Here is a 25,425-nt window from a genome sequence, read left to right as displayed (position 1 = left end):
CAACGCGCCGTTCTCTAGAAACCCGCGCAAGTTCGGCTGCCCTTTGCGGCCGAGATTCTCCCTTTCACGGAACGCTCCAATGAAAACCTTTTCGGCAAAACCTGCCGAGGTGACGAAGAAGTGGGTGCTGATCGACGCCAAGGGTCTGGTGGTCGGCCGGCTCGCTTCGCTCGTCGCCATGCGGCTGCGCGGCAAGCACCTTCCGACCTACACGCCCCACGTCGATTGCGGCGACAACGTCATCATCATCAACGCGGCACATGCGGTGCTGACCGGCCGCAAGCGCGAACAGAAGGTCTATTACAAGCACACCGGCTATGTCGGCCACGTCAAGGAGCGCACCGCGCGCCAGATCCTTGAGGGCCGCTATCCCGAGCGCGTCGTGGAAAAGGCGGTGGAGCGCATGATCCCGCGCGGGCCGCTCGGCCGGATGCAGATGGGCAATCTGCGCGTCTATGGCGGCCCGGACCATCCGCACGAGGCGCAGAGCCCGGAAAAGCTCGACATCGCCAAGCTGAACCGCAAGAACATGAGGGCCGCATAACATGGCCGAAACCATCCAATCGCTCGATCAATTGTCGCAGCTCAAGCCAGCTGCATCCGCGTCCGCCTCGGACCGGCCGACCTATATCAAGAAGGTCGACAAGCTCGGCCGCGCCTATGCCACCGGCAAGCGCAAGGACGCGGTCGCCCGCGTCTGGATCAGGCCGGGCCCCGGCAAGGTCATGGTCAACAGCCGCGAGGTCGAGATCTATTTCGCCCGGCCGGTGCTGCGGATGATGATCCAGCAGCCGCTGGTCGCGGCCGGCCGCTCCGGCCAGTATGACGTGATCTGCACGGTCGCGGGCGGTGGGCTCTCCGGCCAGGCCGGTGCGGTGCGCCACGGCATTTCCAAGGCGCTGACCAATTTCGAGCCCGACCTGCGCGGCGCGCTGAAGAAGGGCGGCTTTCTCACCCGCGACTCCCGCACCGTCGAGCGCAAGAAGTACGGCAAGGCGAAGGCCCGCCGCTCGTTCCAGTTCTCGAAGCGTTAATCGCTTCGCGCCAATTCGCCGCAACGCGCGGCAAGGCATTGCAAAACAAGGGCGCCGGCATTCGGCGCCCTTTGTTTTTGCGACGCCTTTATAGACAAGTTAACGCAGTTTTTTCGGGCAAACTTGCCGCGCCGAACAAACGGATTTCGAACGCGCCCCTCCTTAGAGTGCAGACTTGGAAAAGGGCGCGCAGCGTGCTCGCAAGGGCTTAAAGCTGATCACGCCGCTTCTGTGACTTGCTTGGGGTGACCGATGTCGCTCGACAGTATGACACTGTATTTCGTCGCCGCGATGCTCGCGGCGCTGCTGGGAGCCATGCTGCTGTTCTTCGGCAGGCAGGAGGACAGTCAGGCGCTGACCTGGTGGGGCAGCGCCTATCTGCTCGGCGCCGCTTCGGTTGCGGCATGGACCCTGGGCGGCCAGCTGATCGGCGGTATCGCCCAGCTGCTGCTCAATGCGGCCGGATTCCTCGCCTGCGGCATGGTGTGGAATGCGGCCCGCATCTTCCGCGGCCGCAAGCCCAATTTTCAGGGCATGGCGCTCGGACCGGTCGCCTGGATCGCCAGTTCCATGGCGCTCGGACCGGTCGCGCCGGTCCTGCGCATGACGATCGGTGCGGCGATCATCGCATTCTATGCCGCGCTCACGGCCGCCGAATTGTGGTCGGAACGGCGCAAGGCAATGAAACAGCGCTGGCCGGCCGTGGTGGTGCCGGTGCTGCACGGTTTTGTGCTGATGCTGCCGATCCTGCTCGGCGACCTCTTCCATCCGCACGATCCGAACTTTGCCAGCAGCATCTGGATCACCGTGTTCGCCGTCGAGCTCGTGCTCTATGCCGTCGGTACCGTGTTCCTGATCTTCATGCTGGTGACCGAGCGCACGGTGAGCGCGCACAAGACCGCGGCATCGGTCGATCCCCTGACCGGCCTGTTCAACCGCCGCGGCTTTGCCGAGGCCTGCGCGCGCGTGATCGAGCGCGAGGCGACGGCCGGGCGACCCGCGACCGTGATGATCTTCGACATCGACCATTTCAAGTCGATCAATGACCGCTTTGGCCACCCGGCGGGGGATGAGATCCTCAAACTGTTCGCGGCGGTGGTGCAGAACAATCTGCGCATCACCGACCTCTCCGGGAGGGTCGGCGGCGAGGAATTTGCCGCCCTGCTGCCCTGCGCGCTGGAGGAAGGTCTGATCGTGGCGGAGCGGGTCCGCGAGGTCTTCGCGGCGAGCGGCATCGTCTCCGACGAGGGGCCGGTCGACACCACGGTCTCGATCGGCGTTGCCGGCGGCCCCGCCGGCACCGAGCTCGAGGTGTTATTGGCCGCGGCCGACACCGCGCTCTATCAGGCCAAGCGCGGCGGCCGCAACCGGGTCGAGGCCGCAGCCGAGTTGCCGCTGTCGCTGGAAAACTGGCGCCGTGCGGCCGCTGGACATCCGTCGTCGTCGCGCTCGCGGCCGGCGATTGCATGATGTCCGGGGCCAAATGGTAAGCCTCCGTTTACCATTCGCGCCGATCATCAGGACATGAACTGGAATCGGAAAAGCACGCACACTGCGCACCTGTCGCTCGAAGCGGACGAGACCTCCGCTCGCACGGGCTTTGCCTGCCTGTTCTCGACCTCGGACGAATATGAGAGCGCGCTGATCGCCGAGCGCCGCGCGCAGGGCCGCTATGCCCGTTCGCGCGGGCCGTGGCCGGCCGTGATGGTCGCAGGCGTCGCGCTGATGGTCGCCGGATTTGCCATGATCTGGCACTAGCGGACCGGAACATGGGATGCAAAGGCGGCATTTGCCGCCTTTTTCTTTTCAGATGGTCGGGCTAGATAGCCGGACCACAATAGGGAGGACTCAAGCCCATGATCACGGAAATCGCGCAGATCGACGTCAAGCCGGGCACGGAAAAGGATTTTGAGGCCGCTGTGGAGAAGGCGCGCGCCGCCTTCGGCCGTTCCAAGGGTTTCTATGGCTTCGAGCTGCACCGCTCGATCGAGAAGCCGCAGCGCTATCGGTTGATGGCGAAATGGGAGACGCTGGAGAACCACACGGTGGACTTCCGCGGCTCGGAGAACTTTACCGAGTGGCGCGGACTGGTGGGACAGTATTTTGCAGCGCCTCCCGAGGTCGAGCACACCGAGACGGTGGTGACGACCGCGATCTAGAGCTGGGCGCCGGCCTCGTCGGACTTGAAATAGTCGATCATCACCTTGGCGATCGCCATCAAGGGCAGCGCGAGCGCCAGCCCCCAGACGCCGAACACGATGCCGAGCAGGATCTGGAAGGCGAACAGGGTGGCGGGCGGAATGTCGAGCGCCTGGCGCTGCACGATCGGTGTGACGATGTAGCTCTCGAGCGCATGCACGCCGAGGAACAGCACGAAGGCGCTGCCGCCGGCGACCCAGCCTGACGGCAGGCTCGCGAGCACGACGATGAGCCCGCCGATGATCGCGCCGAGCGTCGGGATGAAGGCCAAGAGCCCGGCCTGAATGCCGAGGATGAACGAGCTCTGGATGCCGATGATCGCAAGCCCGATCCAGGTCGCCGCGAATACCACGAACATCACGATGATCTGCGCGATCAGCCAGCGCTCCAGCGTCTCGCCGATGCGATCGATGATGACGGTGGCTTCGTCGCGGTATTTTGCCGGAGCCATGAAGATCAGCCCGTCGTGATAGACCGACGGCTGGGCCGCAAAGGCAAGGCCCAAAAACAGCACGATGAAGAAGTTGCCGACGGCGCTGACCGTGCCAAGCAGCAATTTGAGCGTCTGGCTCACGATCGCACCCCCGGAGGAGGCAAGCTCGCCCGCGCTCGGCAGGTTGCGCGGCAATCCCTGGCCGGACTGCTGCGCGCCCTGGCTGTCCGTCGCGTTCGTGGCCGCGTTGCCGAGGCCGAAATAATTGGTGTCGATGCCGTGCTGGTCGAGGAATGCCTTGGCATTGCCGAGCTGCGACTTGATGGTGTTGCTCAGCGCCTTCGCCTGGTCCGCGATGGTGGCGCCGCCGAGATACACCACGCCGGCCAGCAGCGCGGCGAGGATCAGGCAGACGATGACCAGCCGCAGCGGATGCGGCAGCTTGACCAGCTGCCCCAGGCGGCCCGTCATCGCATTGAGCGTGACCCCGAGCAGGATGCCGGCGAACATCAAAAACAGCGCCGTCGCAAAGGTCCAGGTGAACGTAAGAAGCGCCGCGAACAGCACAATGCCGATGCCGCCCACCGCGATCGCCCAGGCCAGATCGCTGCGCGCCTGCAGGCGCTCCTTGGCCGGAATTGTCACATCACGTCCTTTCGGTTGCGTCCTCGCAAGGATCCGGTCCCACTCTTCCGGCAAATGGGCCCCGCGATCAAGCCGGACGGCCGCGCTCCTTTGACGCCGCGGCAGGCTCGAGGCCACCGGATTGGCGAAAACAGCATTCCTTCCCCGCATCGAGGGATGTTGATCCGCGACCCGTCCGCGGGCATGATCGTAGAATGATTTGCTAGGGCTCGAAGGCGGACAAGGAGAGATGAGGAAGCCGGTGGTCGGTGTGATCGGGAACGCCCATCGCATCGAGAACAGATTTACGGTGCAGGCGGTGGGGGAGCGAAACCTGCGCGCGGTCGCGGAAGTCGCAGGCGCACTGCCGCTGATGTTCGCAGGCGAGCCCGACATCACCGATATCGCCGCGCTGCTGGACGTGGTCGACGGCATCGTACTGACGGGGGCGCGCGCCAATGTGCATCCGACGCGCTTCAACACCGTGCCCAACCCCAAGCACGAGCCCTACGACATCTACCGCGACGAGGTCGCGCTCAGATTGTCGGAAGCTTGCGTCGAACGCGGCGTGCCGCTGTTCGGCATCTGTCGTGGCCTGCAGGAGATGAACGTCGCCTTCGGCGGCTCGCTGCATCCGGAAATCCGCGAGATCCCCGGGCGCATGAACCACCGCATGCCCAGGCTGGAAAACGGCGAGATTCATCCCGATCCCAAGGTGATCTTTGCCGATCGCCACGAGGTCGCGCTGACACCCGGCGGAGCATTCGCGACCATTCTCGGCTGCGATAAGATTCGCGTGAACTCGCTGCACGGCCAGGGCATTTTGCAGCCGGGCAGGCGCGTCGTGATCGAGGGCATCGCGGAAGACGGCACCATCGAGGCGATCCGGATTGCCGAAGCCTCGACCTTCGCGCTCGGCGTGCAGTGGCACGCCGAATATGACCCGCAGCGCAATCCGATCAACCGCGCGCTGTTTGTGGCCTTCGGCGAGGCTCTGCTTGCCCGCGCCAAGGCGGCGTAGGTTGATTTCGTCCGGCCGGTGAGGGGAGCGGATGCGCGCAGGGCGCCTCAGGATTGCTTCGGCGTTGACGACGCGGTGAGGGTGCCGCTCGATATGCAAGCTCCGTCATTGCGAGCGTAGCGAAGCAATCCAGCCCCTCCACGGCAACACTCTCTCTTGGCTTCGTACCGGTGCGCCTTACGACCTCCACAGCTGGTACAAACGAAACAGCGCCCGCGAGGAGCGCCTTGGTGTTGCGTCGATCCGCGTGCAGAGCGCGCGGCTCGGCTGGCCGGATGCCTAGGCCGGATGCCACCAGCCGCCCCTGAGCACGACACCGTCGATCTGGAGTTTCTTGCTCCCGATCATCTCCTCGCCGGTCGAATCGACCAGGGGAAACCGGCCTTCGCGGACCGAGAAGATCGTCGCATCGCCGGCTGAGCCCGTTCGCAGGGTCCCGAGCTCGGGGCGGCGAATGGCGGCTGCGGCGTTCGATGTCGTAGCGCGTATGACCTCGACGAGCGGCGTGCCCAGATTGAGGAATTTGGCAAGCGTGGTGGCCTGATCGAAGACGGGCCCGTCCAGATTGAGAACATGAAGATCGGACGAGATGGTATCGGGCATGAAGCCTGCAGCGAGCATGGCCCGTGCCGTCTTGAACGCGAACGAACCCATGCCGTGGCCGACATCGAACAAAATCCCGCGCTGACGCGCTTCGAGCACCGCCGATTTGATCGCGCCCTGGCCGGTCACCGGCGAATTCGGAAACGGGCGGAAACAGTGGGTCAGAACGTCGCCGGGCCGGAGCCTGTCCAAGACGTCCTCATAGCTCGGCGGCGGCTCGTCGATGTGAGCCATCAACGGCAGACCGAGTTCCTCGGCCACTTGCAGCGCGATGTCGAGCGGCGCAACGCCGGACGAGCCGCTCGCATTGCGGCCCACGCGGACCTTGATCCCCACGATGATGTCTCGATGCTCATTGGCGACGGCGATCGCATCGGCCGGGCTCAGCAATCGGAGGTCGCCGCTCTCGCCGACCATGATGCGCTTCGAAAAAGCGAATATGCCGGCAAACGAAACGTGCAGATAAGCGAGAACGCGAGGCTCGCTGGGTTCGATGACGTGCTTGCGAAATCCGCGGAAGTTGCCGGGCCCCGCGCTGCCGGCGTCAACCAGCGTCGTGACGCCACTTTGACGGGCGGCATCCGTCGGATCGACCCCAAGTGACGTGCCGCCCCAGTAGACGTGGGTATGCAGATCGATGAAGCCTGGCGCGACAAACCGTCCGCTCACATCGCGGCTTTCGGCCGCATCGATCGCCTTGATGTCATGTCCGATCGCGGCGACGCGCCCGTCGGCAAATGCAACATCGGCGATCGCGTCCAGGTCCTGGGCGGGATCAATGACATGGCCGCCTTTGAGAACGAGGTCGTAGGCCATGGTGCAACTATCCTGTTGTTCGAGTAGGGAGGCAGGCGGTGCTTCTCAAAATGCTTCGGCGCCGCGCCGCGAGGACGGCCGCTTGATGCGGACCTCCACGTCTGGAAGGTGGATCGCGGGGCTCAATCACCGAGGGGATCGTTGGCGCTGCCATCGGCTTTCATCAGCTCGTATTTGATGCGCCTCATGCGCGCTTGCGCTTCACGCGGCTTGCAATAGGCTGTCGCGGCCGCCAGCAGGTCGATCGCTGCAAGCAGCGCATATCGTGAGGCGGTCGGCTTGAGCGCGTCGGGTGCTTCTGCAACGTGCAGGCCGAGCGCAATGTCAGCGGTTGCGGCCAGCGGGCTGCCCGGCTTGGTGATGGCGATGATCAACGCGCCATATTGTCTTGCGACCGTCGCGGCTGCGATCACCTCGGCAGCGTTTCCCGTCGTCGAAATGGCGATCACGACGTCATTCCGGCCGAGCGTGGCCGCGACCATGCGCATTAGCTTCGGATCCGACGAATGTGAAACGGCGATCCCGAGGCGGAAGAAACGATGTTCGACCTCGATTGCTGCAATCGTCGAGCCGCCGCCAATGCCGAAGGCTGCGAGCCTGGAACAATTGGCAATCGCTTCGGCGGCCTTCTCGATGTCTTCCTTGTGCAGCTGCTGTTCGACCGCGCTGATGGCACCGCGGATTTCCCGGAAAACCGACTGCCAGAGCGCCGGCCGGGCAAGATCGGTGCCGACATGCGGCGGCAGTTCGAGATAGATGCGGCCGACGGCCATGGCCTGGGCAAGCCTCACCTTCAATTCACGCACGCCGCGGCAGCCCACCGAACGGCTGAAGCGCGTGACCGTCGGCTCGCTGACGCCGGCGCGGCGCGCGAGGTCGCCGTTGCTGGCGTGAACGGCGTAGTCGACGTCCGCGAGCACGGTCGTCGCGACGCGCTGTTCGCTCCGGCTGAGGGTCGGGGCGATCTGCCTGACGACAGCAATGATGTCGTCAGCTGCCGCACCGCTCCCGCTTCCGGCCGTGTCACGGCCCGAGGCCGCCCGGGGCGGTTCCTGAGTTCGTTTCGCTGCTCGTGCCACCGGCCGTCATTCCTGTGCCGCTCGCGGTTCTCCAATGAGCCGGGCAGCCATGTGTCGTAAGAAACTTTCGCGCCCCGCGGCGCATCCAGCCAAGAATTTAGGCCATTTTGTTATGTCCAGCAAGAATGACCTTGAAATAAGCGTAGGTTTGTTTGTAACTTTCAAACACGGCCGGTCGCAGGAACTCAGGATGCGCGCGGCAATGCCCGGCCCTGGCTGCCCGGACGATGCGACGAACCCGAGGAGATGGGAGGAGGAACATGCGATCCGGAATGGGGGCTTTGATGCGCGGTGTCGTCACCATGGCTGTGGCATTGTTCCTGAATGTGCAAGCGAATGCAGCCGAGGTGCTGCGCGAAGCAACGATCGGCGAGCCACCGCCGCTCGACGTCATGGTCACCACCGCCGATGTCGCAGCGGTGATCGGCCGGCACATTTTCGAGACGCTGTATGCCTTGGATTCGACCTACAGCCCGCGTCCGCTTCTGGCCGAGAGCGATCGCGTGGATGAGGGCGGCAAGACCATCGTCATCAAGCTGCGTCAGGGCGTGCTGTTTCACAACGGCAAGGAACTGACCGCGGCCGACGTGGTCGCCTCGATGAAGCGCTGGGGCCAGTTCGGCGCACGCGGCAAGCTGCTGATGGGCAATGCCGTTTCGGTCGAGGCGACGGACAGATACGAAGTCACACTGAAGCTGTCGGCGCCCAATGGCGCATGGAAGACGCTGATCGCCGATGTCAACGGCGGCCTTGCGATCTATCCCGAAGAGATCGTCAGCAAGGCCGGGGCCCAGCCGATCGAGCAGAAGGACTACATCGGAACCGGACCGTACAAGTTCAAGGAATGGCGTCCGAACCGCTACGTCGAGCTGGAGAAATTCGACCGCTACAGCTCCTGCAAGGAAGCGGGTGATGGCTTCGCCGGCGCGCGTGTCGCCAATTTCGACGCGATCCGGTTCGTTCCGGTGCCCGATGTGGGCACGCGCGTGAGCGGCGTCCAGGCCGGCGACTACGACTACGCCGAGATGATCTCGGGCGATCTGTTCGACCAGCTGAGCGCCGACAAGTCCATCCATGTCGTGCGAAGCAACGCGCCGATCTTCGGCCTTTTCTTCATGAACTCGAAGGAGGGCATCCTCAAGGACAACTACAAGCTTCGGCGGGCGATCCAGATGGCTCTGGACAAGTCGCAGGCGCAACGCGTCGCGTTCGGCCCCAAGGGCCTGTGGGATGCACAGGGCTCGATCTTTCCGCAGGGCAGCTTCTGGTATTCGACGGCGGGCACCGAGGCTTACAGCCAGCACGACGCGAAGAAGGCAAAAGAGCTTGCCAAGGAAGCCGGTTATACGGGGACGCCGATCCGCTTGCTGGTCTCGACCAACTATCAGGCTCACTTCGACGAGGCGACCGTGTTCACGCGGCAACTCGCGGAGGCCGGCATCAATGTCCAGATGATGGTCGTCGACTGGGCGACGCTACTCAAGATGCGCGCTCAATCCGAGCAGTGGGACATCTACGTGACCCATCACGGCTTTCAGCCCGATCCGATCCTCTTGACGTTCCTCAATCCAACCTATCCCGGGTGGTGGGACAATCCGGAGATCAACGCGCTACGGACCGAACTGACCAATTCATCGGATCAGACCGCGCGCAAAGCCGCATGGGAGAAAATCCAGGCTCTGTTCTACGAACAGGTTCCGGCAATGAAGGTCGGTGATGCCTACACCTACGACATCGCCTCGCCGAAGCTGAAGGGACTGAATCCGAACGGGCCGGCGTTCTGGAACGTGTCCGCCAAATAGTTGTGGACGAGATCATGGGACCCTGGGGCCCAAAGCTGTTCGAGATGAATAGATCGAACGTCATGTTTACCGCTGATCGGCGACCGGCAGGTGGCAGATGTGGTCTTATGCCTTGAAGCGCGGCGGTGCGACCGCGGTCACGCTCGTCGCAGCCTCGGTCGTGATCTTCGCGTTCATTCATCTCGTTCCCGGAGACCCGATCTACATCTTGCTTGGCGACACGGCGACACCGGATCAGATCGATGCGCTGCGCCGCCAGCTCGGTCTCGATCAGCCGATCATCGTCCAATATCTGCGGTGGGCCGGTCACGCGCTGAGCGGCGACCTCGGACGGTCGATCTTCTTTCAAGCACCGGTCCTGTCCGTGATCGCCGATGGCGTCGAGACGAGTACGCTGCTTGCCAGCATGACGATGATCTGGGTCCTGCTGATCGGCGTGCCGATCGGCACGATCGCCGCGATGCGGCACGGCAGCTGGCTGGATCAATGCCTGTCCGGCGCGGCCATGCTGATGGCCTCAGTGCCGACCTTCTGGGTCGGGCTCTACCTGATCCTGGTCTTTGCTGCCTGGCTCGGCTGGCTGCCGAGTTCGGGCTACCCCTCGATCTTCGAGGGCGGGATCGCCAACCTGCGCTATCTCATTCTCCCGAGTCTCACGCTGGCCGCCCCGAATGCAGCGCTGATCCTGCGACTGACGCGGGCCAGCATGCTCGACGTCTCTCGTGAGGACTATGTGCGGACCGCGCGCGCGAAGGGGATCCGTCCGTGGCAGGTCGTGCGCAGGCATATCCTGCGCAACGCGCTGCTGACGATCGTTTCCGCGTTCGGCTTTACGTTTGCGGCGCTGCTGTCGGAAGCGGTGGTGACCGAGACGGTTTTTGCATTGCCCGGAATCGGGCGTCTCGTGGTCCAGTCGATCCTGCGCCGGGATTATCCGGTGATTCAGGGTGTCATCCTGGTCGTCGTGGTGCTTTACCTTGCGATCAACCTCGTCGTCGATCTGTCGTATCGTCTGCTTGATCCGCGCGTGGAGCTCCAATGAACGGCAGGGGCACGGCATTGCTGCTTGCGCCGTTCACGGCCCGGCCGATCGCGATGATCGGCCTGAGCGTCCTTCTCGCCATGGTCGTCGCGGCGCTATTTGCGCCTCTGCTCGCACCCTACGATCCCTATGCGCTCGATCCGGCGATCCGTCTCACACCCCCCAACGCCTTGCATTGGTTCGGCACCGATCAATATGGCCGCGATACGTTGTCGCGCGCGATCTATTCGGCGCGAATGGCGCTGCTGATCGGCGCCGGCGTGGTTTCGTTCGCGATGGCCACCGGCGTGCCGATCGGCGTGCTCTCGGCATTGTTCCCGCGCCTCGGCCACGTGCTGATGCGCGCCGTCGACGTGTTGATGGCGTTTCCTTCGCTTCTTCTCGCGCTCGGTCTGATCGTCATCCTCGGACCGAGCGTCGCCAATTCCATCATCGCGATCGGGGCAGCCTATCTGACCACGACCAGCCGCATCATTTATGGCCTCACACTCCGGTTGCGTGCCGAGACCTACGTCGAGGCGGCGCGCAGCATGGGAGCCAGGACACCCTGGCTGATCACAAGGCACATTCTGCCGAACCTCGTCTCGCCGCTTCTGGTGCAGGCCAGCTTTGTCTTTGCTTTCGCCCAGCTCGGCGCGGCATCGCTGGATTTTCTCGGCCTCGGCGCATCTCCGGACATCCCGAGCTGGGGCAACATGCTGGCCGAATCGCGAACGTTCATCACCCGCGCGCCGTGGCTGCTGTTCTTTCCCGGAATGATGATCGTGCTGACGGCGTTTTCGCTGAACCTCGTCGGCGATGCGCTGCGTGATCGGCTCGATCCGCGATTCCGCGAGATGTTCGGCGGGGAAGGCTGAGATGCTGGCAGTCCGCGATCTCACCATTTGCGTCGGCCCGGCAGCCAAGGCCGTCGACATCGTGTCCGCGGTGACGTTCTCGATCGACAAAGGAGAGGTTCTGGGTCTGGTCGGCGAATCCGGCAGCGGCAAAAGCCTGACATCGCTTGCCATCATGGGATTGTTGCCGACGCCCGGTCCGCGTGTGCGCGCCGGGCGTATCGAGCTCGACGGCAGCGATGTCACCGCGCTCCAACCATGGCAGCGCGTCGAGGCCGGTGCGGGCCGGCTCGCGATGATTTTTCAGGAGCCGATGACATCGCTCAATCCGGTCCTGCGCATTGGCGACCAGATCGAGGAGGCCGTTCGCGTTCACGACGGAACCTCGGGACGCCTCGCGCGGGAACGCGTGCGCGAGTTGCTGGACATGGTCCGGATACCCGACGCGGCCGTGCAACTCGCGGCCTTTCCGCACCAGCTCTCCGGCGGCATGCGCCAGCGCGTCATGATTGCGATCGCGCTCGCCTGTCGTCCGCAGGTCCTGATCGCGGACGAACCGACCACGGCGCTCGATGTCACGATACAGGTTCAGATCCTTGGCCTCTTGCGCGAGCTCTGCGACCGACTGGACATGGCCATGCTCTTCATCACCCACGATTTGGGCGTGATCGCTCAGCTCGTCGATCGCGTTGCCGTCATGTATGGCGGACGCGTCGTCGAGGCCGCGGACGTCGGCGAGCTGTTTGGTGCGCCGAGCCATCACTACACGCGTGCATTGATGGACTGCATGCCGGCGCCAAGCAGGCAGCGCCGCTTGCGACCGATACCGGGGCAGGCGCCAAGACCCGGGACCATCACCGCGGGATGTGTTTTCGCGCCGCGTTGCGTTGCCGCGCGCGATGTGTGCCGCGAGGCATTGCCGCCGCAGATTCGTATTTCGGAGCGTCATGAGGCGCTTTGCGCATTCCCGCTCGGCTCGGGGAGGTCACCTTGAGCCAGCAGGATTTTTTAGAGCTTCGCGATCTGAGGACGGCGTTCGATGTCACGCGGTTTGGACGCAGATTGCGGCTGCAGGCCGTCGACGGCGTGTCACTGTCCCTCGATGAGGGCGAGGTTCTCGGGATTGTCGGCGAATCCGGGTGCGGCAAGACCACAGTCGGCCGCTCCATCATTCGCCTGGCTCCCGCGCAAGGCGGCTCCGTCGTGTTCAAGGGCATCGATGTGCTTGCGGCGCGTGCCGCGAGCCTGCGCGAACTGCGCCTGCGGATCCGCATGGTCTTTCAGGATCCCTACGCCTCGCTCAACCCGCGTCGCTCGATCGGCGATTCGGTTGCGGAGGCCGGTGACATCAACGGCACCTTTCCAAGCCGCGCCGATCGCACCGGCCGAATAGCGGAAACGCTGTCCTCGGTGGGGCTGGATCCGTCATATGCCGATCGCTACCCGCACGAGCTCAGCGGCGGGCAGCGCCAGCGCGTCGGCATCGCGCGGGCCATCCTTCCCGCGCCCGAGGTGATCATTGCGGACGAGCCTGTTTCCGCGCTCGATGTTTCGGTGCAGGCCCAGGTCCTGAATCTGATGATGGATCTGAGGGAGCAGCTGAAGCTTTCGATGCTGTTCATTTCGCACGACATCAGCGTTATCGGCCAGATCAGCGACCGCGTCGCGGTGATGTATATGGGGCGGGTCGTGGAGCTCGACGCCACGCGAGCCGTACTCGACAGTCCCGTCCATCCCTATACCCGGGCCTTGATGAACGCGGTCCCGAAACCCGACCCCTCGCGACGAATTGCCGGCGCGATCGAGTTGGGAGAGCCGCCGAGCCAGTTCGATCGGCCGGTCGGCTGCGCGTACCGGCCGCGCTGTCCGCTGGCCAGCGGGCGATGTGCGACGGAAGCCCCAGAGCTCCGACCGGTCGGCCAAGATGGCCGACGGGTCGCGTGCCACAATGTGTAGCAAGTGAGCGATGACGGCGGCGTTGAGGCTGGCGCGCGGAACGATGGAGGGTGCCGCGGTGCTCCGATGCAGCAAAAAAGGCGCCCCGTAAGGGACGCCTTGGTGGTGTGTCGATCCGCCTGTGAGAGCCGTCAGGCTCAGCCGGAATAATACATGTCGAACTCGACCGGGTGCGGCGTCATTTCGAAGCGCAGCACTTCTGTCATCTTCAGCTCGATATAGCTGTCGATGAAGTCGTCGTCGAACACGCCGCCGGCCTTCAGGAAGGCGCGGTCCTTGTCCAGGCTTTCCAGCGCCTCGCGAAGCGAGCCGCAGACGGTCGGGATCGACTTCAGCTCCTCCTTCGGCAGGTCGTAAAGGTCCTTGTCCATCGCCGGGCCCGGATCGAGCTTGTTCTTCACGCCGTCGAGGCCCGCCATCAGCATCGCGGCAAAGCCGAGATAGGGATTGGCGAGCGGATCGGGGAAGCGCACCTCGACGCGCTTGGCCTTCGGCGACGCGGTGTAGGGGATGCGGCAGGAGGCCGAACGGTTGCGCGCCGAATAGGCGAGCAGCACGGGGGCTTCGAAACCCGGCACCAGGCGCTTGTAGGAGTTGGTGGTCGGGTTGGTGAAGGCGTTGATCGCCTTCGCGTGCTTGATGATGCCGGCGATGTAGGACAGGCAGATCTCGGACAGGTCGGAATATTTGTTGCCGGCGAACACCGGCTTGCCGTCCTTCCAGATCGATTGGTGGCAGTGCATGCCCGAGCCGTTGTCGCCATAGACCGGCTTTGGCATGAAGGTGGCGGTCTTGCCGTAGATGTGGGCGACCTGGTGGATGCAGTATTTGTAGATCTGCAGCTGGTCGGCCATCAGCGTCAGCGTGTCGAACTTCATGCCGAGCTCGTGCTGGGCGGAGGCGACCTCATGGTGATGCTTCTCGACCTTCACGCCCATCTTGGCCATCGCGCCCAGCATTTCCGAGCGCATGTCCTGCACCGAGTCCTGTGGGGGAACGGGGAAGTAGCCGGCCTTGGTGCGGATGCGATGACCGAGATTGCCGCCTTCATAGTCGGTGTCGGAGTTGGTCGGGAATTCCGAGGAATCGAGCTTGAAGCCGGTGTTGTAGGGGTCGGAGGCGTATTTCACGTCGTCGAACACGAAGAATTCGGCCTCGGGTCCGAAATACACGGTGTCGCCGATGCCCATCGACTTCACCATCGCCTCGGCGCGCTTTGCGATGCCGCGGGGGTCGCGGTTGTAGGGTTCGCCCGTGGTCGGCTCGAGCACGTCGCAGGTCAGGACCATCGTGGTCTCGGCGAAGAACGGATCGATCGTGGCCGTGACCGGGTCGGGCATCAGGCACATGTCGGATTCGTTGATCGCTTTCCAGCCGGCGATCGAGGAGCCGTCGAACATCAACCCCTCGGCGAAGGTGTCCTCTTCGATCATGCCGACATCGAAGGTCACGTGCTGCCACTTGCCGCGTGGATCGGTAAAACGCAGGTCGACGTATTTGACGTCGTTATCCTTGATCGATTTCAAGACGTCTTTTGCGGTCTTCATGAATACCCCTCTTGGCTAACGGTCACGACCCGGCCGCGGGCAGCGACCGCGGGTAGATGCTCAATACCGTCGGGTGGGGCTCAACACAAGGTATCGGAGGCGCCGGTAATGTAGGCACCGCCGCCCCGTATTTCTGGGCCTTTTTCGCGATCTGAAGTCCGGAGGAGGCGGGTTGCCGCTTGCGCGTGCAGCGGCCAGGGTTAGATCGCGTCCAGCCCGGATTCACCGGTCCGGATGCGGATTGCTTCCTCGATGTTGGAGACGAAGATCTTGCCGTCGCCGATGCGCCCGGTCTGGGCCGCGCGGCGGATCGCCTCGATCGCCTTTTCGACCAGCTCGTCCGAGATCACGATCTCGATCTTCACCTTGGGCAGGAAATCGACGATGTATTCGGCGCCGCGATAGAGTTCGGCATGTCCCTTCTGCCGGCCGAAGCCCTTGGCCTCCGTGACGGTAATCCCCTGCAGTCCCACTTCCTGAAGCGCTTCCTTCACCTCGTCGAGCTTGAACGGCTTGATGATGGCTTCGATCTTCTTCACTGAGCGCCTCCCGGCCTTTCGAAATTCAAAAACTGCAACCTGTGGTCGGCCATCGCCTCGGCTCTCCGGCCGGCCGGGCTTTGACCCCGCCGACTGTTCCACCCGCGCGCCCGCCCTGGCCGTGCACGGCCAGTTAGCACGAAACACAACGAAGCGGCTCCACAAAAGCAGGGTCTGTGCCAAGTCATTAACTGACCGGTTTTTGAAACGCCGTCAGATATTTGTGCTGCATTTTGGGGGGCCGATTCCATCGTCGGCCAGAATGCCAGAGATTATCGAATAGGCAATTCGATTAATTCGTGTGCAATTGTCGTTCGCCTTCGCGTTGCCCACCTGCCTCAGGAAAAGGCGGCGCGAATGCCGCCCGACATCGGCCGATCCGGCCGCACACGCGACCTTGCCGTGCACATGGGTTCGGTGGTCCATGGGGCCACGTCTTGCCCTTGCCTGGAACGCTTCCTGTTTCCGAAGGTGGTGTAAGTCGGGCTGAAACGAATTGGCAGGTCCGCGATTGGACAGGGGGGACGAGGCAAATGGAAGTTTTGACCACGGCCGAAATGGAGCGGGCCGACCGGCTGACGATCGCGGCCGGCACGCCGGGCTTTGCGCTGATGCTGAGCGCGGGGCAGGCCGTGGCCGAGGCGGCAACCGACCTCGTGGAGGAGGGGCCGATCCTGGTGGTCTGCGGCCCTGGTAACAATGGCGGGGACGGGTTCGTGGCGGCCGCGGAGCTCGCAGCGCAGGGCCGCGAGGTCTCGGTGATCCTGATGTGCGAGCGGGAGGCGCTGCGCGGCGATGCCGCATCCGCCGCGCGCGGCTGGAAACATCCGGTGCTGCCGTTCAACCCGCAGGCGATCGGCCGGCCGGCGCTGATCATCGACGCGCTGTTCGGCGCAGGCCTGTCGCGGACTGTCACCGGTGAGGCCCAGGACATGATCGCGGCGATGAACGCGGCGGGCGCGCCGGTGCTCGCAGTCGACCTTCCGAGCGGCGTCAACGGCACTTCTGGTGCCATCATGGGGATCGCGATCAAGGCGGCCGAGACCGTCACCTTCTTCCGCAAGAAGCCGGCGCATCTGTTGTTGCCGGGACGCCTCCACTGCGGCCGGGTCCGCCTTGCCGACATCGGCATCGACGAGAAGGTATTGGACGAGATCCATCCGCTCGCCGCCGAAAACACCCCGCTGTGCTGGCGCAAGCATTTTCCGGTGCCGCGGACCGACGGCCACAAATACGCCCGTGGGCATGCCCTCGTGGTCTCCGGCGGCATCAGCGCGACGGGAGCGGCGCGGATGACGGCGCGAGGCGCGCTGCGCGCCGGCGCCGGTCTCGTGACGCTGGCGACGCCGCGCGATGCGCTGGCCGTCAACGCGGCCGCGCTCACAGCGGTCATGGTGCGCGCGATCGACACCGCGATCGAGTTCGCCGGCGAGTTGGAAGACAAGCGCTTCAATGCTGTCGCGATCGGGCCCGGCGCCGGCATCAGCGAGCGCACTCGCGATTTCGTGCACACCGCTCTGTCGGCCGAGCGGCATCTGGTGCTCGACGCCGACGCGCTGACGAGTTTTGCGGATGCGCCGGACCGCCTGTTCGAACAGATCAAGGCCTCGCCCGATCTCCATGTCGTCCTGACCCCGCATGAAGGCGAGTTTCCGCGGCTGTTCAGCGACATCTCCAACAAGCATCCCGGCCGCTCGAAACTCGAACGGGTGCGCGCCGCCGCCGAGCGCTCCGGCGCCGTGGTGCTGCTCAAGGGCGCCGATACCACGGTGGCCGCGCCGGACGGCCGCGCCACCATCGCCGCCAACGCGCCGCCCTGGCTTGCGACCGCCGGCTCCGGCGACGTGCTCGCCGGCATCATCGCCGGCCTGTTGGCGCAGGGCGTTGCGGCGTTCGAGGCGGCCAGCATCGGCGTGTGGATGCATGGCGAGGCCGCGCGCGAGGCGGGACCTGGTCTCATCGCGGAGGACCTCACCGAAACCCTGCCCGCGGTGTTCAGGCGCATCTACGACGAGTTCGGCATCGATTACTGACTGCGCGCGCGACCTCGCGCGGCGAGGGAATGCACGAGCGGGCGCTCATGCCACCTCGTACCATCGCACAAAACGCGGTGCGGCCCAGTCGGTTGCGACTGATTCAAGCAGGTAGCGTCCGGCATATTCGGCCGCAAACGCAATGCGCTGGGTCTGGCCGGGCTCGACCGCCAGCGTGTCGAGCCAGAACGGCTTCCAGCCGTCATCGAGCCGGTCGAGCAGGCGGAAATGGTGGCCGTGCAAATGGAAGACGGTTGCGGTTGGCGCGCGGTTGGCAAGCGCCAGCACGACCGTCCGGCCGGTTTTGGCGCGGAAGGCGGGTTCGAAGGAAGCGGTGAAGCTCGTCGGTCTCACCCAGTCAGGGCCGCTAAGCGGCAGATCGATCCGCTGCGCGTTTTTCAGGTCGAGTCTTTCCGGCAGGCCATTGGAAGGCAGAGGCGGCGCCGGTGGTAGCGGAGCGGGACGAAGCGGCGGCTCGTTTGCAGTGGCCAAGTAGGCAATTGGACGCGCCTCCTTGCCGTCGCTGAGGAGGATGGCGGCGCGCGACCCCGCCGGTGTTGTTGCATCCAAAAATCCATCGACCCGGCTACCTGGTGCCAGCACCAGGGCGCCGTTCCGGGCCCAAAAGGGTTCGGTCGGCTCTCCATCCATCGCCATCACGCGAATCTCGACGCCCTCGACTTTGATCGCAATCGCAGCGCGTTGGCAGGCGTTGATGATCCGAAGCCTGAGCCGTTCATGGGGACGAGTCCTGATTTCCGGTCCGATTTCGCCGTTCACGGTGAAGACGATGGCAGCGTCCCCTGCGTCGACCCCCGCGGCTATCACCGTTCCATCGGTGCCGAGCCGCCAGTCCTCAACCAAAAGCACCTCGTCGCGGTCGACCGGAACGGCCTCTTGCTCCTGCACAACCAGGGGGAGCGGCCGCGACGGTTGCGCCGCACCGTCAGCCAGTAGTCGGACGTCGCAAAGGGAGGTCCCGGCGTGACGCAGAGCGACCGACAGGTTCGCCGTGGTTCCGGCCGCCACTGCGGGCCGGGCCGCTAGTGGTTCTGAGCTTGCCGCACCATCGATTCCTCGGAGGCTCAGAGCCACCGGGACGGGTAAATCATTCCGCAGTGCGATATCGAGCGAACCGCCGCGCTTGAAGCGAAGGATGGGGCCGGGCCCCCGCAGCGTCCAGGCCGAAGCCAGCGCGCGATGGACCGACCCCGTACCTTTCGCCGGCGGGGTGAGCACGACAGGCTCGGCCTTCGCCTGCACGGTTACCGATTGGACTACCTGTGCGGCTGCCGGGCGAAATGTCACCGGCATAAGCGCTGTCGCACCCAGTCCGGCCAGCAGGCCACGGCGGTCAGTCAGGGACATGCTACCTTGCCTTGATGTCTTGAAAGCTTGTTTTGGGGAGCGGTGCGGACCATCTGTAGATAAGACGTTGGCCGCCCGGACGGCCTCCCATTGCAGTCATTTTTTTGCTGCGGACGGAAACACGCGTGTTATAAGCCCGGCCGCCCGCGGGCATCGCGGCCGGATTTTGATGCACTTTCCAAGCGGGCGTGGCGGAACTGGTAGACGCGCTGGATTTAGGTTCCAGTGACGAAAGTTGTGGGGGTTCGAGTCCCTCCGCCCGCACCAAGCGCTCGCAGCGTGTGCTTTAAGATACCGGTGGAGCGGAGCCTTGTCATCCGCGGGACGAGGCGGGTTCGCCGAACACGAGGACAATGGAGGAGCCGGGCGAAAAGCCTGGCCACGCCGTAAAACGAAGATTGGACGCCATGCAGGTCACAGAAACCCTCTCGGAGGGATTGAAACACGAGTTCAAGATCAGCGTTCCCGCCGCGGACCTCGATGCCAAGGCCGGCGCCCGCCTTGTCGATCTGAAGGACAAAGTGCGGTTGAATGGTTTTCGCCCAGGCAAGGTGCCGGTCAGCCATCTCAAGAAGGTCTATGGCCGCTCTGTCATGGCCGAGACCATCGACGAGACCATCCGCGACACCAATACGCAGATCTTCACCGAGCGCGGCTTTCGCCTTGCGACCGAGCCCAAGATCACGATGCCGACCGAGAAGGCCGAGGTCGAGCAGATCCTGAACGGACAGTCGGATCTGACCTACACGGTGGCGATCGAGATCGTGCCGCCGATCCAGCTCGCCGACTTCAAGAGCTTTGCCGTGGAGAAGCCGGTCGCCGAAGTTACCGACGCCGAAGTCGACGAGGCGATCCAGCGCATCGCCGACCAGAACCGCAGCTATGCGGCCAAAGGCGAGGGCGCCAAGGCGGAGCAGGGCGACCGCGTCGCCGTGAATTTCAAGGGCACCATCGACGGCACCCCGTTCGAGGGCGGCACCGGCGAGAACATCCAGGTCGTGATCGGCTCCAAAACCTTCATCCCCGGATTCGAGGACCAGCTCGTCGGGATCGCGGCCGGCGAAAGCCGAACGGTGAAGGCCTCGTTCCCGAAAAACTATTTGACGGCGACGCTCGCCGGCAAGGACGCCGAATTCGAGACGACGGCGGTCACGATCGAGGCCCCGCAGGCGACCACCATCGATGACGAGTTCGCCAAATCGCTGGGGCTCGAGTCGCTCGACAAGTTGAAGGAGGCCGCGCGGGCGCGCCTTGCGGCCGAATTCACCGGCGCCACCCGCCAGCGCGTCAAGCGCGCGCTGCTCGACCGGCTTGACGAGACCCATAAATTCGAGGCGCCGCAGTCCCTGATCGACGAAGAGTTCAAGCTGATGTGGGGCTCGATCAAGGCCGAGATGGATTCCAGCGGCAAGACGTTTGCCGACGAGAACACCACCGAAGAGGATGCCAAGAAGGAATACCGCGCGATCGCCGATCGCCGCGTCCGGCTCGGTCTCGTGCTGTCGGAGATCGGCGAGAAGAACAAGATCAGCGTGACCGATGACGAGGTCAGCCGCGCCGTGATCGAGCGCGCGCGTTCGATGCCCGGCCGCGAGAAGGAGGTCTGGGAATATTATCGCAACAACGCGCAGGCGCTGGCCTCGCTGCGTGCGCCGATCTACGAGGACAAGGTCGTCGACTTCATCCTGGAGCTCGCGAGCGTGACCGAGAAGAAGGTCTCGAAGGAGGAGCTGTTCAAGGATGACGAGGACAAGACAGCGGCCTAAAGGCCGTCGGCGCATCGTTGCGCTGTCGCGTCAGCGCGTCGTTAATGATGAACCGTGAAAGCCTCGGGCGCTGCTTTGCGGCAGCGTCCGAATCGGCTTGAAGTGACCTAGCCATGTGGGCAATTGCCCCGGTCTTGTCGCCGGGAAAATGGCTCATATCTGTGAAACCGTCTTCGAAGTCCTGCACCATGGGACGGTCGTCGGCACCGCCAGTCGCAAGCCCGATCCGAACGATCGTCTCCGCCAACCCTTGGGTGAAACATGCGCGATCCCGTCGAAACCTACATGAATCTCGTGCCGATGGTGGTCGAACAGACCAATCGCGGTGAGCGCGCCTACGACATCTTCTCGCGCCTTCTGAAAGAGCGCATCGTGTTCGTCACCGGTCCGGTCGAGGACGGCATGTCGACGTTGATCGTCGCGCAGCTATTGTTTCTCGAAGCCGAGAATCCGAAGAAGGAGATCTCGATGTACATCAACTCGCCGGGTGGCGTGGTGACATCGGGGCTCGCGATCTACGACACCATGCAGTTCATCCGCCCGCCGGTCTCGACGCTGTGCACCGGGCAGGCGGCCTCGATGGGATCGCTGCTGCTCACCGCCGGCGCAAAGGACATGCGCTTCACGCTGCCGAACTCCCGCATCATGGTGCACCAGCCTTCCGGCGGCTTCCAGGGCCAGGCCACGGACATCATGCTGCACGCGCAGGAAATCCTGAACTTGAAGAAAAGGCTTAACGAAATTTACGTGAAGCACACCGGCCAGACCTACAAGGCCATCGAGGATGCGCTGGAGCGCGACAAGTTCCTGACCGCCGAGGACGCCAGAGTGTTCGGTCTTGTCGACAAGGTGATCGACAAGCGGCCGGAAGACGCCGCTGCAGCTGCGAAGAGCGCATGAGGTCGCCCCCGTAGCACTACTGGTGCATTTGGACCAAGACCGGGATGCATCGGAACAGCCGGTCCGGCCGGCTGGAAATCGGTCGGAGAGCCTCCTTAATGCGAAAAGTTCCGGTTTCGTGCTCGCCGCGGGAACGTGGCAACGGCGCAACGCCGGGCGGATTTCGCAAGGTTTTCGCGTGCGTAAGGCCGAAATCACGGTATTGTCACGGTGCTGGCTACGCTGCCGGTTAGCGAATTCTTGATAGTCGGATGACAGCATGGTTGGCTAATGAGGATCTTATATGATCGCCTGAGGAATTGAGGGCCATGATTCGCAAAGGAGTCTAGGCTGAGACGTTATTGGTACAGGATTTGCTCCAGTCATAGGTCGGCACACAGCGTGCCGAAATGGAGCGACAGAGCGGGTGAACTACGAAGAACCGCGGACGGAGACAGGAATGAGTAAGGTTGGCACGAGCGATTCCAAGAACACGCTGTATTGCTCGTTCTGCGGCAAGAGCCAGCACGAAGTCCGCAAATTGATCGCGGGTCCCACGGTCTTCATCTGCGACGAATGCGTCGAACTCTGCATGGACATCATCCGCGAGGAGAACAAGTCCTCGCTGGTGAAGTCGCGCGACGGCATTCCGACCCCGAAGGAGATCTGCAAGGTTCTGGACGACTATGTGATCGGCCAGAGTCATGCCAAGAAGGTGCTGTCGGTCGCGGTCCACAACCACTACAAGCGGCTCAACCACCAGACCAAGCACAACGACGTCGAACTCGCGAAGTCCAACATTCTTCTGATCGGTCCGACCGGCTCGGGCAAGACGCTGCTCGCCCAGACGCTCGCGCGCATCCTGGACGTGCCGTTCACGATGGCGGACGCGACCACGCTGACCGAGGCCGGCTATGTCGGCGAGGACGTCGAGAACATCATCCTGAAGCTCTTGCAGGCCGCCGATTACAACGTCGAACGCGCGCAGCGCGGCATCGTCTATATCGACGAGATCGACAAGATCAGCCGCAAGTCCGACAATCCGTCGATCACCCGCGACGTCTCGGGCGAGGGCGTGCAGCAGGCGCTGCTCAAGATCATGGAAGGCACGGTGGCCTCGGTGCCTCCGCAGGGCGGCCGCAAGCATCCGCAGCAGGAGTTTTTGCAGGTCGACACCACCAACATCCTGTTCATCTGCGGCGGCGCCTTCTCGGGCCTCGAGAAGATCATTTCCGCGCGGGGACGTTCGACCTCGATCGGCTTCGGCGCGCAGGTGTTGGCGCCGGAAGACCGCCGCACCGGCGAGATCTTCCGTCACGTCGAGCCTGAGGATCTGCTCAAGTACGGCCTGATCCCCGAATTCGTCGGCCGCCTGCCGGTGGTCGCGACCCTGGAGGATCTCGACGAGACCTCGCTGAAGAAGATCCTGACCGATCCGAAGAACGCGCTGGTCAAGCAGTATCAGCGCCTGTTCGAGATGGAGAATATCGAGCTGACCTTCGCCGACGAGGCGCTTGGCGCGGTCGCCCGCAAGGCGATCGAGCGCAAGACCGGCGCGCGCGGCCTGCGGTCTATCCTCGAGAGTATCCTGCTCGAGACTATGTTCGATCTTCCGGGCCTGGAGGGCGTGGAAGAGGTCGTGATCTCGCGCGAGGTGGTCGAGGGCACCGCCCGCCCGCTTTACATCTACGCCGATCGCTCCGATCGCGCGGTGGAAAGCTCGGCGAGCGCGTGACGCGCGCGCTGACGCGTTCGAGGCCGCTCTCAGCAAGCGGCTGCGGGATACCTTCCGCAGCCGGAATATGAATGGTTGTACATCCTGCCACACTGCAATTCCCCGGCGTTTGCCGAGACTTGACTCCCCCCGGGTGGATGGCCACCTAATGCAGTCGGCGATATCTTTTTCCCTTCAGAGATTCGCTTCCAATGACGATCCGTCAGAGTCGCGGTCGGCGTTCCGGCTTCGCGGTGTCCCGGATCAACTCGGCACCTTGTGGTGGTTGCGCAGGTAGCGGGCCGCGTGCAAGGGGGCACAACAAAAGGAACAGGCCATGACGACACCAAAACCCCGGCCATCGATCCCCTACGGCGTGAGCCACTCCTATCCGGTGTTGCCGCTGCGCGACATCGTCGTCTTCCCGCACAACATCGTGCCCCTGTTCGTCGGCCGCGAGAAATCGATTCGCGCCCTCGAAGAGGTGATGAAGAACGACGCGCTGGTGCTACTCGCGACGCAGAAGAACGCGTCCGACGACGATCCGGCGCCGAACGCGATTTATGAGACCGGGACGCTTGCCAGCGTGCTGCAGCTCTTGAAACTGCCCGATGGCACCGTGAAGGTGCTGGTCGAGGGCCTCGAGCGCGCGCATGTGCAGAAATATTCCGATCGTGCCGACTACTACGAGGCGACCGCCGTCGCGCTCGCTGACACCGACGCAAAATCGGTCGAGGCCGAGGCGCTGGCGCGCTCCGTCGTGTCCGACTTCGAAAGCTACGTGAAGCTGAACAAGAAGATCTCGGCCGAGGTCGTCGGCGTGGTGCAGGCGATCACCGATTTCGGCAAGCTCGGCGACACCGTGGCCTCGCATCTGGCCGTGAAGATCGCCGATCGCCAGGGCATTCTGGAGACGCTGTCGGTCACGCAGCGGCTCGAGAAGGTGCTCGGGCTGATGGAGAGCGAGATCTCGGTGCTGCAGGTCGAAAAGCGCATCCGCTCGCGCGTCAAGCGCCAGATGGAGAAGACGCAGCGCGAGTACTACCTCAACGAGCAGATGAAGGCGATTCAGAAGGAGCTGGGTGACGAGGACGGCCGCGACGAGCTGGCCGATCTCGAGGAGAAGATCAACAAGACCAAGCTCTCGAAGGAAGCCCGCGAGAAGGCGCAGCACGAGCTGAAGAAGCTGCGCCAGATGTCGCCGATGTCCGCTGAAGCGACCGTCGTGCGCAACTATCTCGACTGGCTGCTGTCGATCCCGTGGAACAAGAAGTCCAAGGTCAAGAAGGATCTCGAGGCGGCGCAGGCCGTGCTCGATGCGGATCACTATGGCCTGGAGAAGGTCAAGGAGCGCATCGTCGAGTATCTCGCCGTGCAGTCTCGCGCCAACAAGTTGACCGGACCGATCCTGTGCCTGGTCGGACCTCCCGGCGTCGGCAAGACCTCGCTCGGCAAGTCGATCGCGAAGGCGACCGGACGTGAGTTCGTGCGCGTCTCGCTCGGCGGCGTGCGCGACGAGGCCGAGATCCGCGGTCATCGCCGCACCTATATCGGCTCGATGCCCGGCAAGATCATCCAGTCGATGCGGAAGGCGAAGACCTCGAACCCGCTGTTCCTGTTGGACGAGATCGACAAGATGGGCGCCGATTTCCGCGGCGATCCGTCGTCGGCGCTGCTCGAGGTTTTGGACCCCGAGCAGAACGCGACCTTCAACGATCACTATCTGGAGGTCGACTACGACCTGTCGAACGTGATGTTCATCACGACCGCGAATACGCTGAATATTCCGGGCCCGCTGATGGACCGCATGGAGATCATCCGGATCGCTGGCTATACCGAGAACGAGAAGGTCGAGATCGCGCGCAAGCACCTGATCCCGAACGCGCTCGCCAAGCACGGCCTGGACTCGAAGGAATGGTCGATCGACGACGACGCGCTGCTCTTGGTGATCCGCCGTTACACCCGCGAAGCGGGCGTGCGCAATCTCGAGCGTGAGCTGTCCACACTCGCCCGCAAGGTGGTGAAGGACCTCATGATCTCGAAGAAGAAGTCGGTCAAGATCACCGAGAAGAACGTCGAGGAGTTTTTGGGCATCCCCAAATTCCGCTTCGGCGAGATCGAGAGCGAACCCCAG

General features: G+C 63.7%; 22 protein-coding genes and 1 tRNA gene. 17 read left to right on the top strand and 6 right to left on the bottom strand.

Features of this window, described 5'->3' with window-relative positions:
- Positions 1–79 precede the first annotated feature (79 nt).
- From rplM to JOZ76_RS20325, 5 genes are all read left to right on the top strand, one after another.
- On the top strand, positions 80–544 hold the full coding sequence (gene rplM / locus JOZ76_RS20345; protein WP_291701195.1) for a 50S ribosomal protein L13: 465 nt from the start codon (positions 80–82) through the stop codon (positions 542–544).
- 1 nt (position 545) lies between these two features.
- The gene (rpsI, locus tag JOZ76_RS20340; RefSeq protein ID WP_291701193.1) at positions 546–1,034 is read left to right on the top strand and encodes a 30S ribosomal protein S9; all 489 of its coding nucleotides are present in this window, start codon (positions 546–548) and stop codon (positions 1,032–1,034) included.
- Positions 1,035–1,286: 252 nt separating this feature from the next.
- The gene (locus JOZ76_RS20335) at positions 1,287–2,504 is read left to right on the top strand and encodes a GGDEF domain-containing protein (protein WP_291701191.1); all 1,218 of its coding nucleotides are present in this window, start codon (positions 1,287–1,289) and stop codon (positions 2,502–2,504) included.
- A 54-nt stretch (positions 2,505–2,558) separates the two neighbouring features.
- Positions 2,559–2,792: a hypothetical protein gene (locus tag JOZ76_RS20330; protein ID WP_291701189.1), complete on the top strand. Its 234-nt coding sequence runs from the start codon at positions 2,559–2,561 to the stop codon at positions 2,790–2,792.
- 98 nt (positions 2,793–2,890) lie between these two features.
- Positions 2,891–3,193, top strand: a complete 303-nt coding sequence (locus JOZ76_RS20325; RefSeq protein ID WP_291701187.1) for an antibiotic biosynthesis monooxygenase family protein — start codon at positions 2,891–2,893, stop codon at positions 3,191–3,193.
- On the opposite strand, the gene JOZ76_RS20320 is transcribed toward JOZ76_RS20325, so the two are convergent.
- Complete coding sequence (locus JOZ76_RS20320) at positions 3,190–4,311, bottom strand: AI-2E family transporter (RefSeq protein ID WP_291701185.1); 1,122 nt, start codon at positions 4,309–4,311, stop codon at positions 3,190–3,192. The two genes, JOZ76_RS20325 and JOZ76_RS20320, sit on opposite strands and share 4 nt — an antisense overlap.
- A gap of 229 nt (positions 4,312–4,540) precedes the next feature.
- Between JOZ76_RS20320 and JOZ76_RS20315 the strand changes: the two genes are divergently transcribed.
- Positions 4,541–5,311, top strand: a complete 771-nt coding sequence (locus tag JOZ76_RS20315; RefSeq protein WP_291701183.1) for a gamma-glutamyl-gamma-aminobutyrate hydrolase family protein — start codon at positions 4,541–4,543, stop codon at positions 5,309–5,311.
- Between the two features lie 279 nt (positions 5,312–5,590).
- Here JOZ76_RS20315 and JOZ76_RS20310 read toward each other — a convergent pair whose 3' ends face one another.
- A complete protein-coding gene (locus JOZ76_RS20310; RefSeq protein WP_291701181.1) occupies positions 5,591–6,730 on the bottom strand; it encodes an amidohydrolase/deacetylase family metallohydrolase in 1,140 nt (379 codons plus the stop codon).
- 122 nt (positions 6,731–6,852) lie between these two features.
- On the bottom strand, positions 6,853–7,809 hold the full coding sequence (locus JOZ76_RS20305) for a MurR/RpiR family transcriptional regulator (protein ID WP_291701179.1): 957 nt from the start codon (positions 7,807–7,809) through the stop codon (positions 6,853–6,855).
- A gap of 260 nt (positions 7,810–8,069) precedes the next feature.
- Here JOZ76_RS20305 and JOZ76_RS20300 point away from each other — a divergent pair, with 260 nt between their 5' ends.
- The 5 genes from JOZ76_RS20300 (at position 8,070) to JOZ76_RS20280 (ending at position 13,445) form a co-directional block, all read left to right on the top strand.
- The gene (locus JOZ76_RS20300; RefSeq protein WP_291701177.1) at positions 8,070–9,611 is read left to right on the top strand and encodes an ABC transporter substrate-binding protein; all 1,542 of its coding nucleotides are present in this window, start codon (positions 8,070–8,072) and stop codon (positions 9,609–9,611) included.
- A gap of 97 nt (positions 9,612–9,708) precedes the next feature.
- Positions 9,709–10,653, top strand: a complete 945-nt coding sequence (locus tag JOZ76_RS20295) for an ABC transporter permease (protein ID WP_291701175.1) — start codon at positions 9,709–9,711, stop codon at positions 10,651–10,653.
- Positions 10,650–11,510: an ABC transporter permease gene (locus JOZ76_RS20290; protein ID WP_291701173.1), complete on the top strand. Its 861-nt coding sequence runs from the start codon at positions 10,650–10,652 to the stop codon at positions 11,508–11,510. The genes JOZ76_RS20295 and JOZ76_RS20290 overlap by 4 nt, the downstream gene beginning before the upstream one ends.
- Before the next feature lies 1 nt (position 11,511).
- Positions 11,512–12,483: an ABC transporter ATP-binding protein gene (locus tag JOZ76_RS20285; RefSeq protein ID WP_291701171.1), complete on the top strand. Its 972-nt coding sequence runs from the start codon at positions 11,512–11,514 to the stop codon at positions 12,481–12,483.
- The gene (locus tag JOZ76_RS20280) at positions 12,480–13,445 is read left to right on the top strand and encodes an ABC transporter ATP-binding protein (RefSeq protein WP_291701169.1); all 966 of its coding nucleotides are present in this window, start codon (positions 12,480–12,482) and stop codon (positions 13,443–13,445) included. The genes JOZ76_RS20285 and JOZ76_RS20280 overlap by 4 nt, the downstream gene beginning before the upstream one ends.
- Positions 13,446–13,582: 137 nt before the next feature.
- On the opposite strand, the gene glnA is transcribed toward JOZ76_RS20280, so the two are convergent.
- Together glnA and JOZ76_RS20270 are read right to left on the bottom strand one after the other, a co-directional pair.
- A complete protein-coding gene (glnA, locus tag JOZ76_RS20275) occupies positions 13,583–14,992 on the bottom strand; it encodes a type I glutamate--ammonia ligase (protein ID WP_291701168.1) in 1,410 nt (469 codons plus the stop codon).
- 200 nt (positions 14,993–15,192) lie between these two features.
- The gene (locus tag JOZ76_RS20270; protein ID WP_291701167.1) at positions 15,193–15,531 is read right to left on the bottom strand and encodes a P-II family nitrogen regulator; all 339 of its coding nucleotides are present in this window, start codon (positions 15,529–15,531) and stop codon (positions 15,193–15,195) included.
- A gap of 533 nt (positions 15,532–16,064) precedes the next feature.
- Here JOZ76_RS20270 and JOZ76_RS20265 point away from each other — a divergent pair.
- Complete coding sequence (locus JOZ76_RS20265) at positions 16,065–17,564, top strand: NAD(P)H-hydrate dehydratase (RefSeq protein WP_291701166.1); 1,500 nt, start codon at positions 16,065–16,067, stop codon at positions 17,562–17,564.
- A gap of 45 nt (positions 17,565–17,609) precedes the next feature.
- Here the strand turns inward: JOZ76_RS20265 and JOZ76_RS20260 are convergent, their stop codons facing one another.
- Positions 17,610–18,827, bottom strand: coding sequence for a multicopper oxidase family protein (locus JOZ76_RS20260; RefSeq protein ID WP_291701164.1), 1,218 nt, complete (start codon positions 18,825–18,827; stop codon positions 17,610–17,612).
- A gap of 287 nt (positions 18,828–19,114) precedes the next feature.
- On the opposite strand from JOZ76_RS20260, the gene JOZ76_RS20255 reads away from it, so the two are divergent.
- The 5 genes from JOZ76_RS20255 to lon all read left to right on the top strand — a co-directional run.
- Positions 19,115–19,199 (top strand) — tRNA-Leu (locus JOZ76_RS20255).
- A 140-nt stretch (positions 19,200–19,339) separates the two neighbouring features.
- Positions 19,340–20,698 (top strand): trigger factor, encoded by a 1,359-nt coding sequence (gene tig / locus JOZ76_RS20250; protein WP_291701162.1) that lies wholly within the window; start codon positions 19,340–19,342, stop codon positions 20,696–20,698.
- A 261-nt stretch (positions 20,699–20,959) separates the two neighbouring features.
- Entirely contained in the window at positions 20,960–21,598 is a 639-nt protein-coding gene (locus tag JOZ76_RS20245; RefSeq protein ID WP_291701160.1) for an ATP-dependent Clp protease proteolytic subunit, read from the top strand.
- A 439-nt stretch (positions 21,599–22,037) separates the two neighbouring features.
- Positions 22,038–23,312: an ATP-dependent Clp protease ATP-binding subunit ClpX gene (gene clpX, locus JOZ76_RS20240; RefSeq protein ID WP_291701158.1), complete on the top strand. Its 1,275-nt coding sequence runs from the start codon at positions 22,038–22,040 to the stop codon at positions 23,310–23,312.
- A 316-nt stretch (positions 23,313–23,628) separates the two neighbouring features.
- Positions 23,629–25,425, top strand: a 1,797-nt coding sequence (gene lon / locus JOZ76_RS20235) for an endopeptidase La (RefSeq protein WP_291701156.1), incomplete at its 3' end; no start/stop codon positions are given.

It is taken from the genome of Bradyrhizobium sp. (genome assembly GCF_019244115.1).
Taxonomy (GTDB): Bacteria; Pseudomonadota; Alphaproteobacteria; order Rhizobiales; family Xanthobacteraceae; genus Bradyrhizobium.
This window is presented reverse-complemented; position numbering and strand designations above follow the sequence as displayed.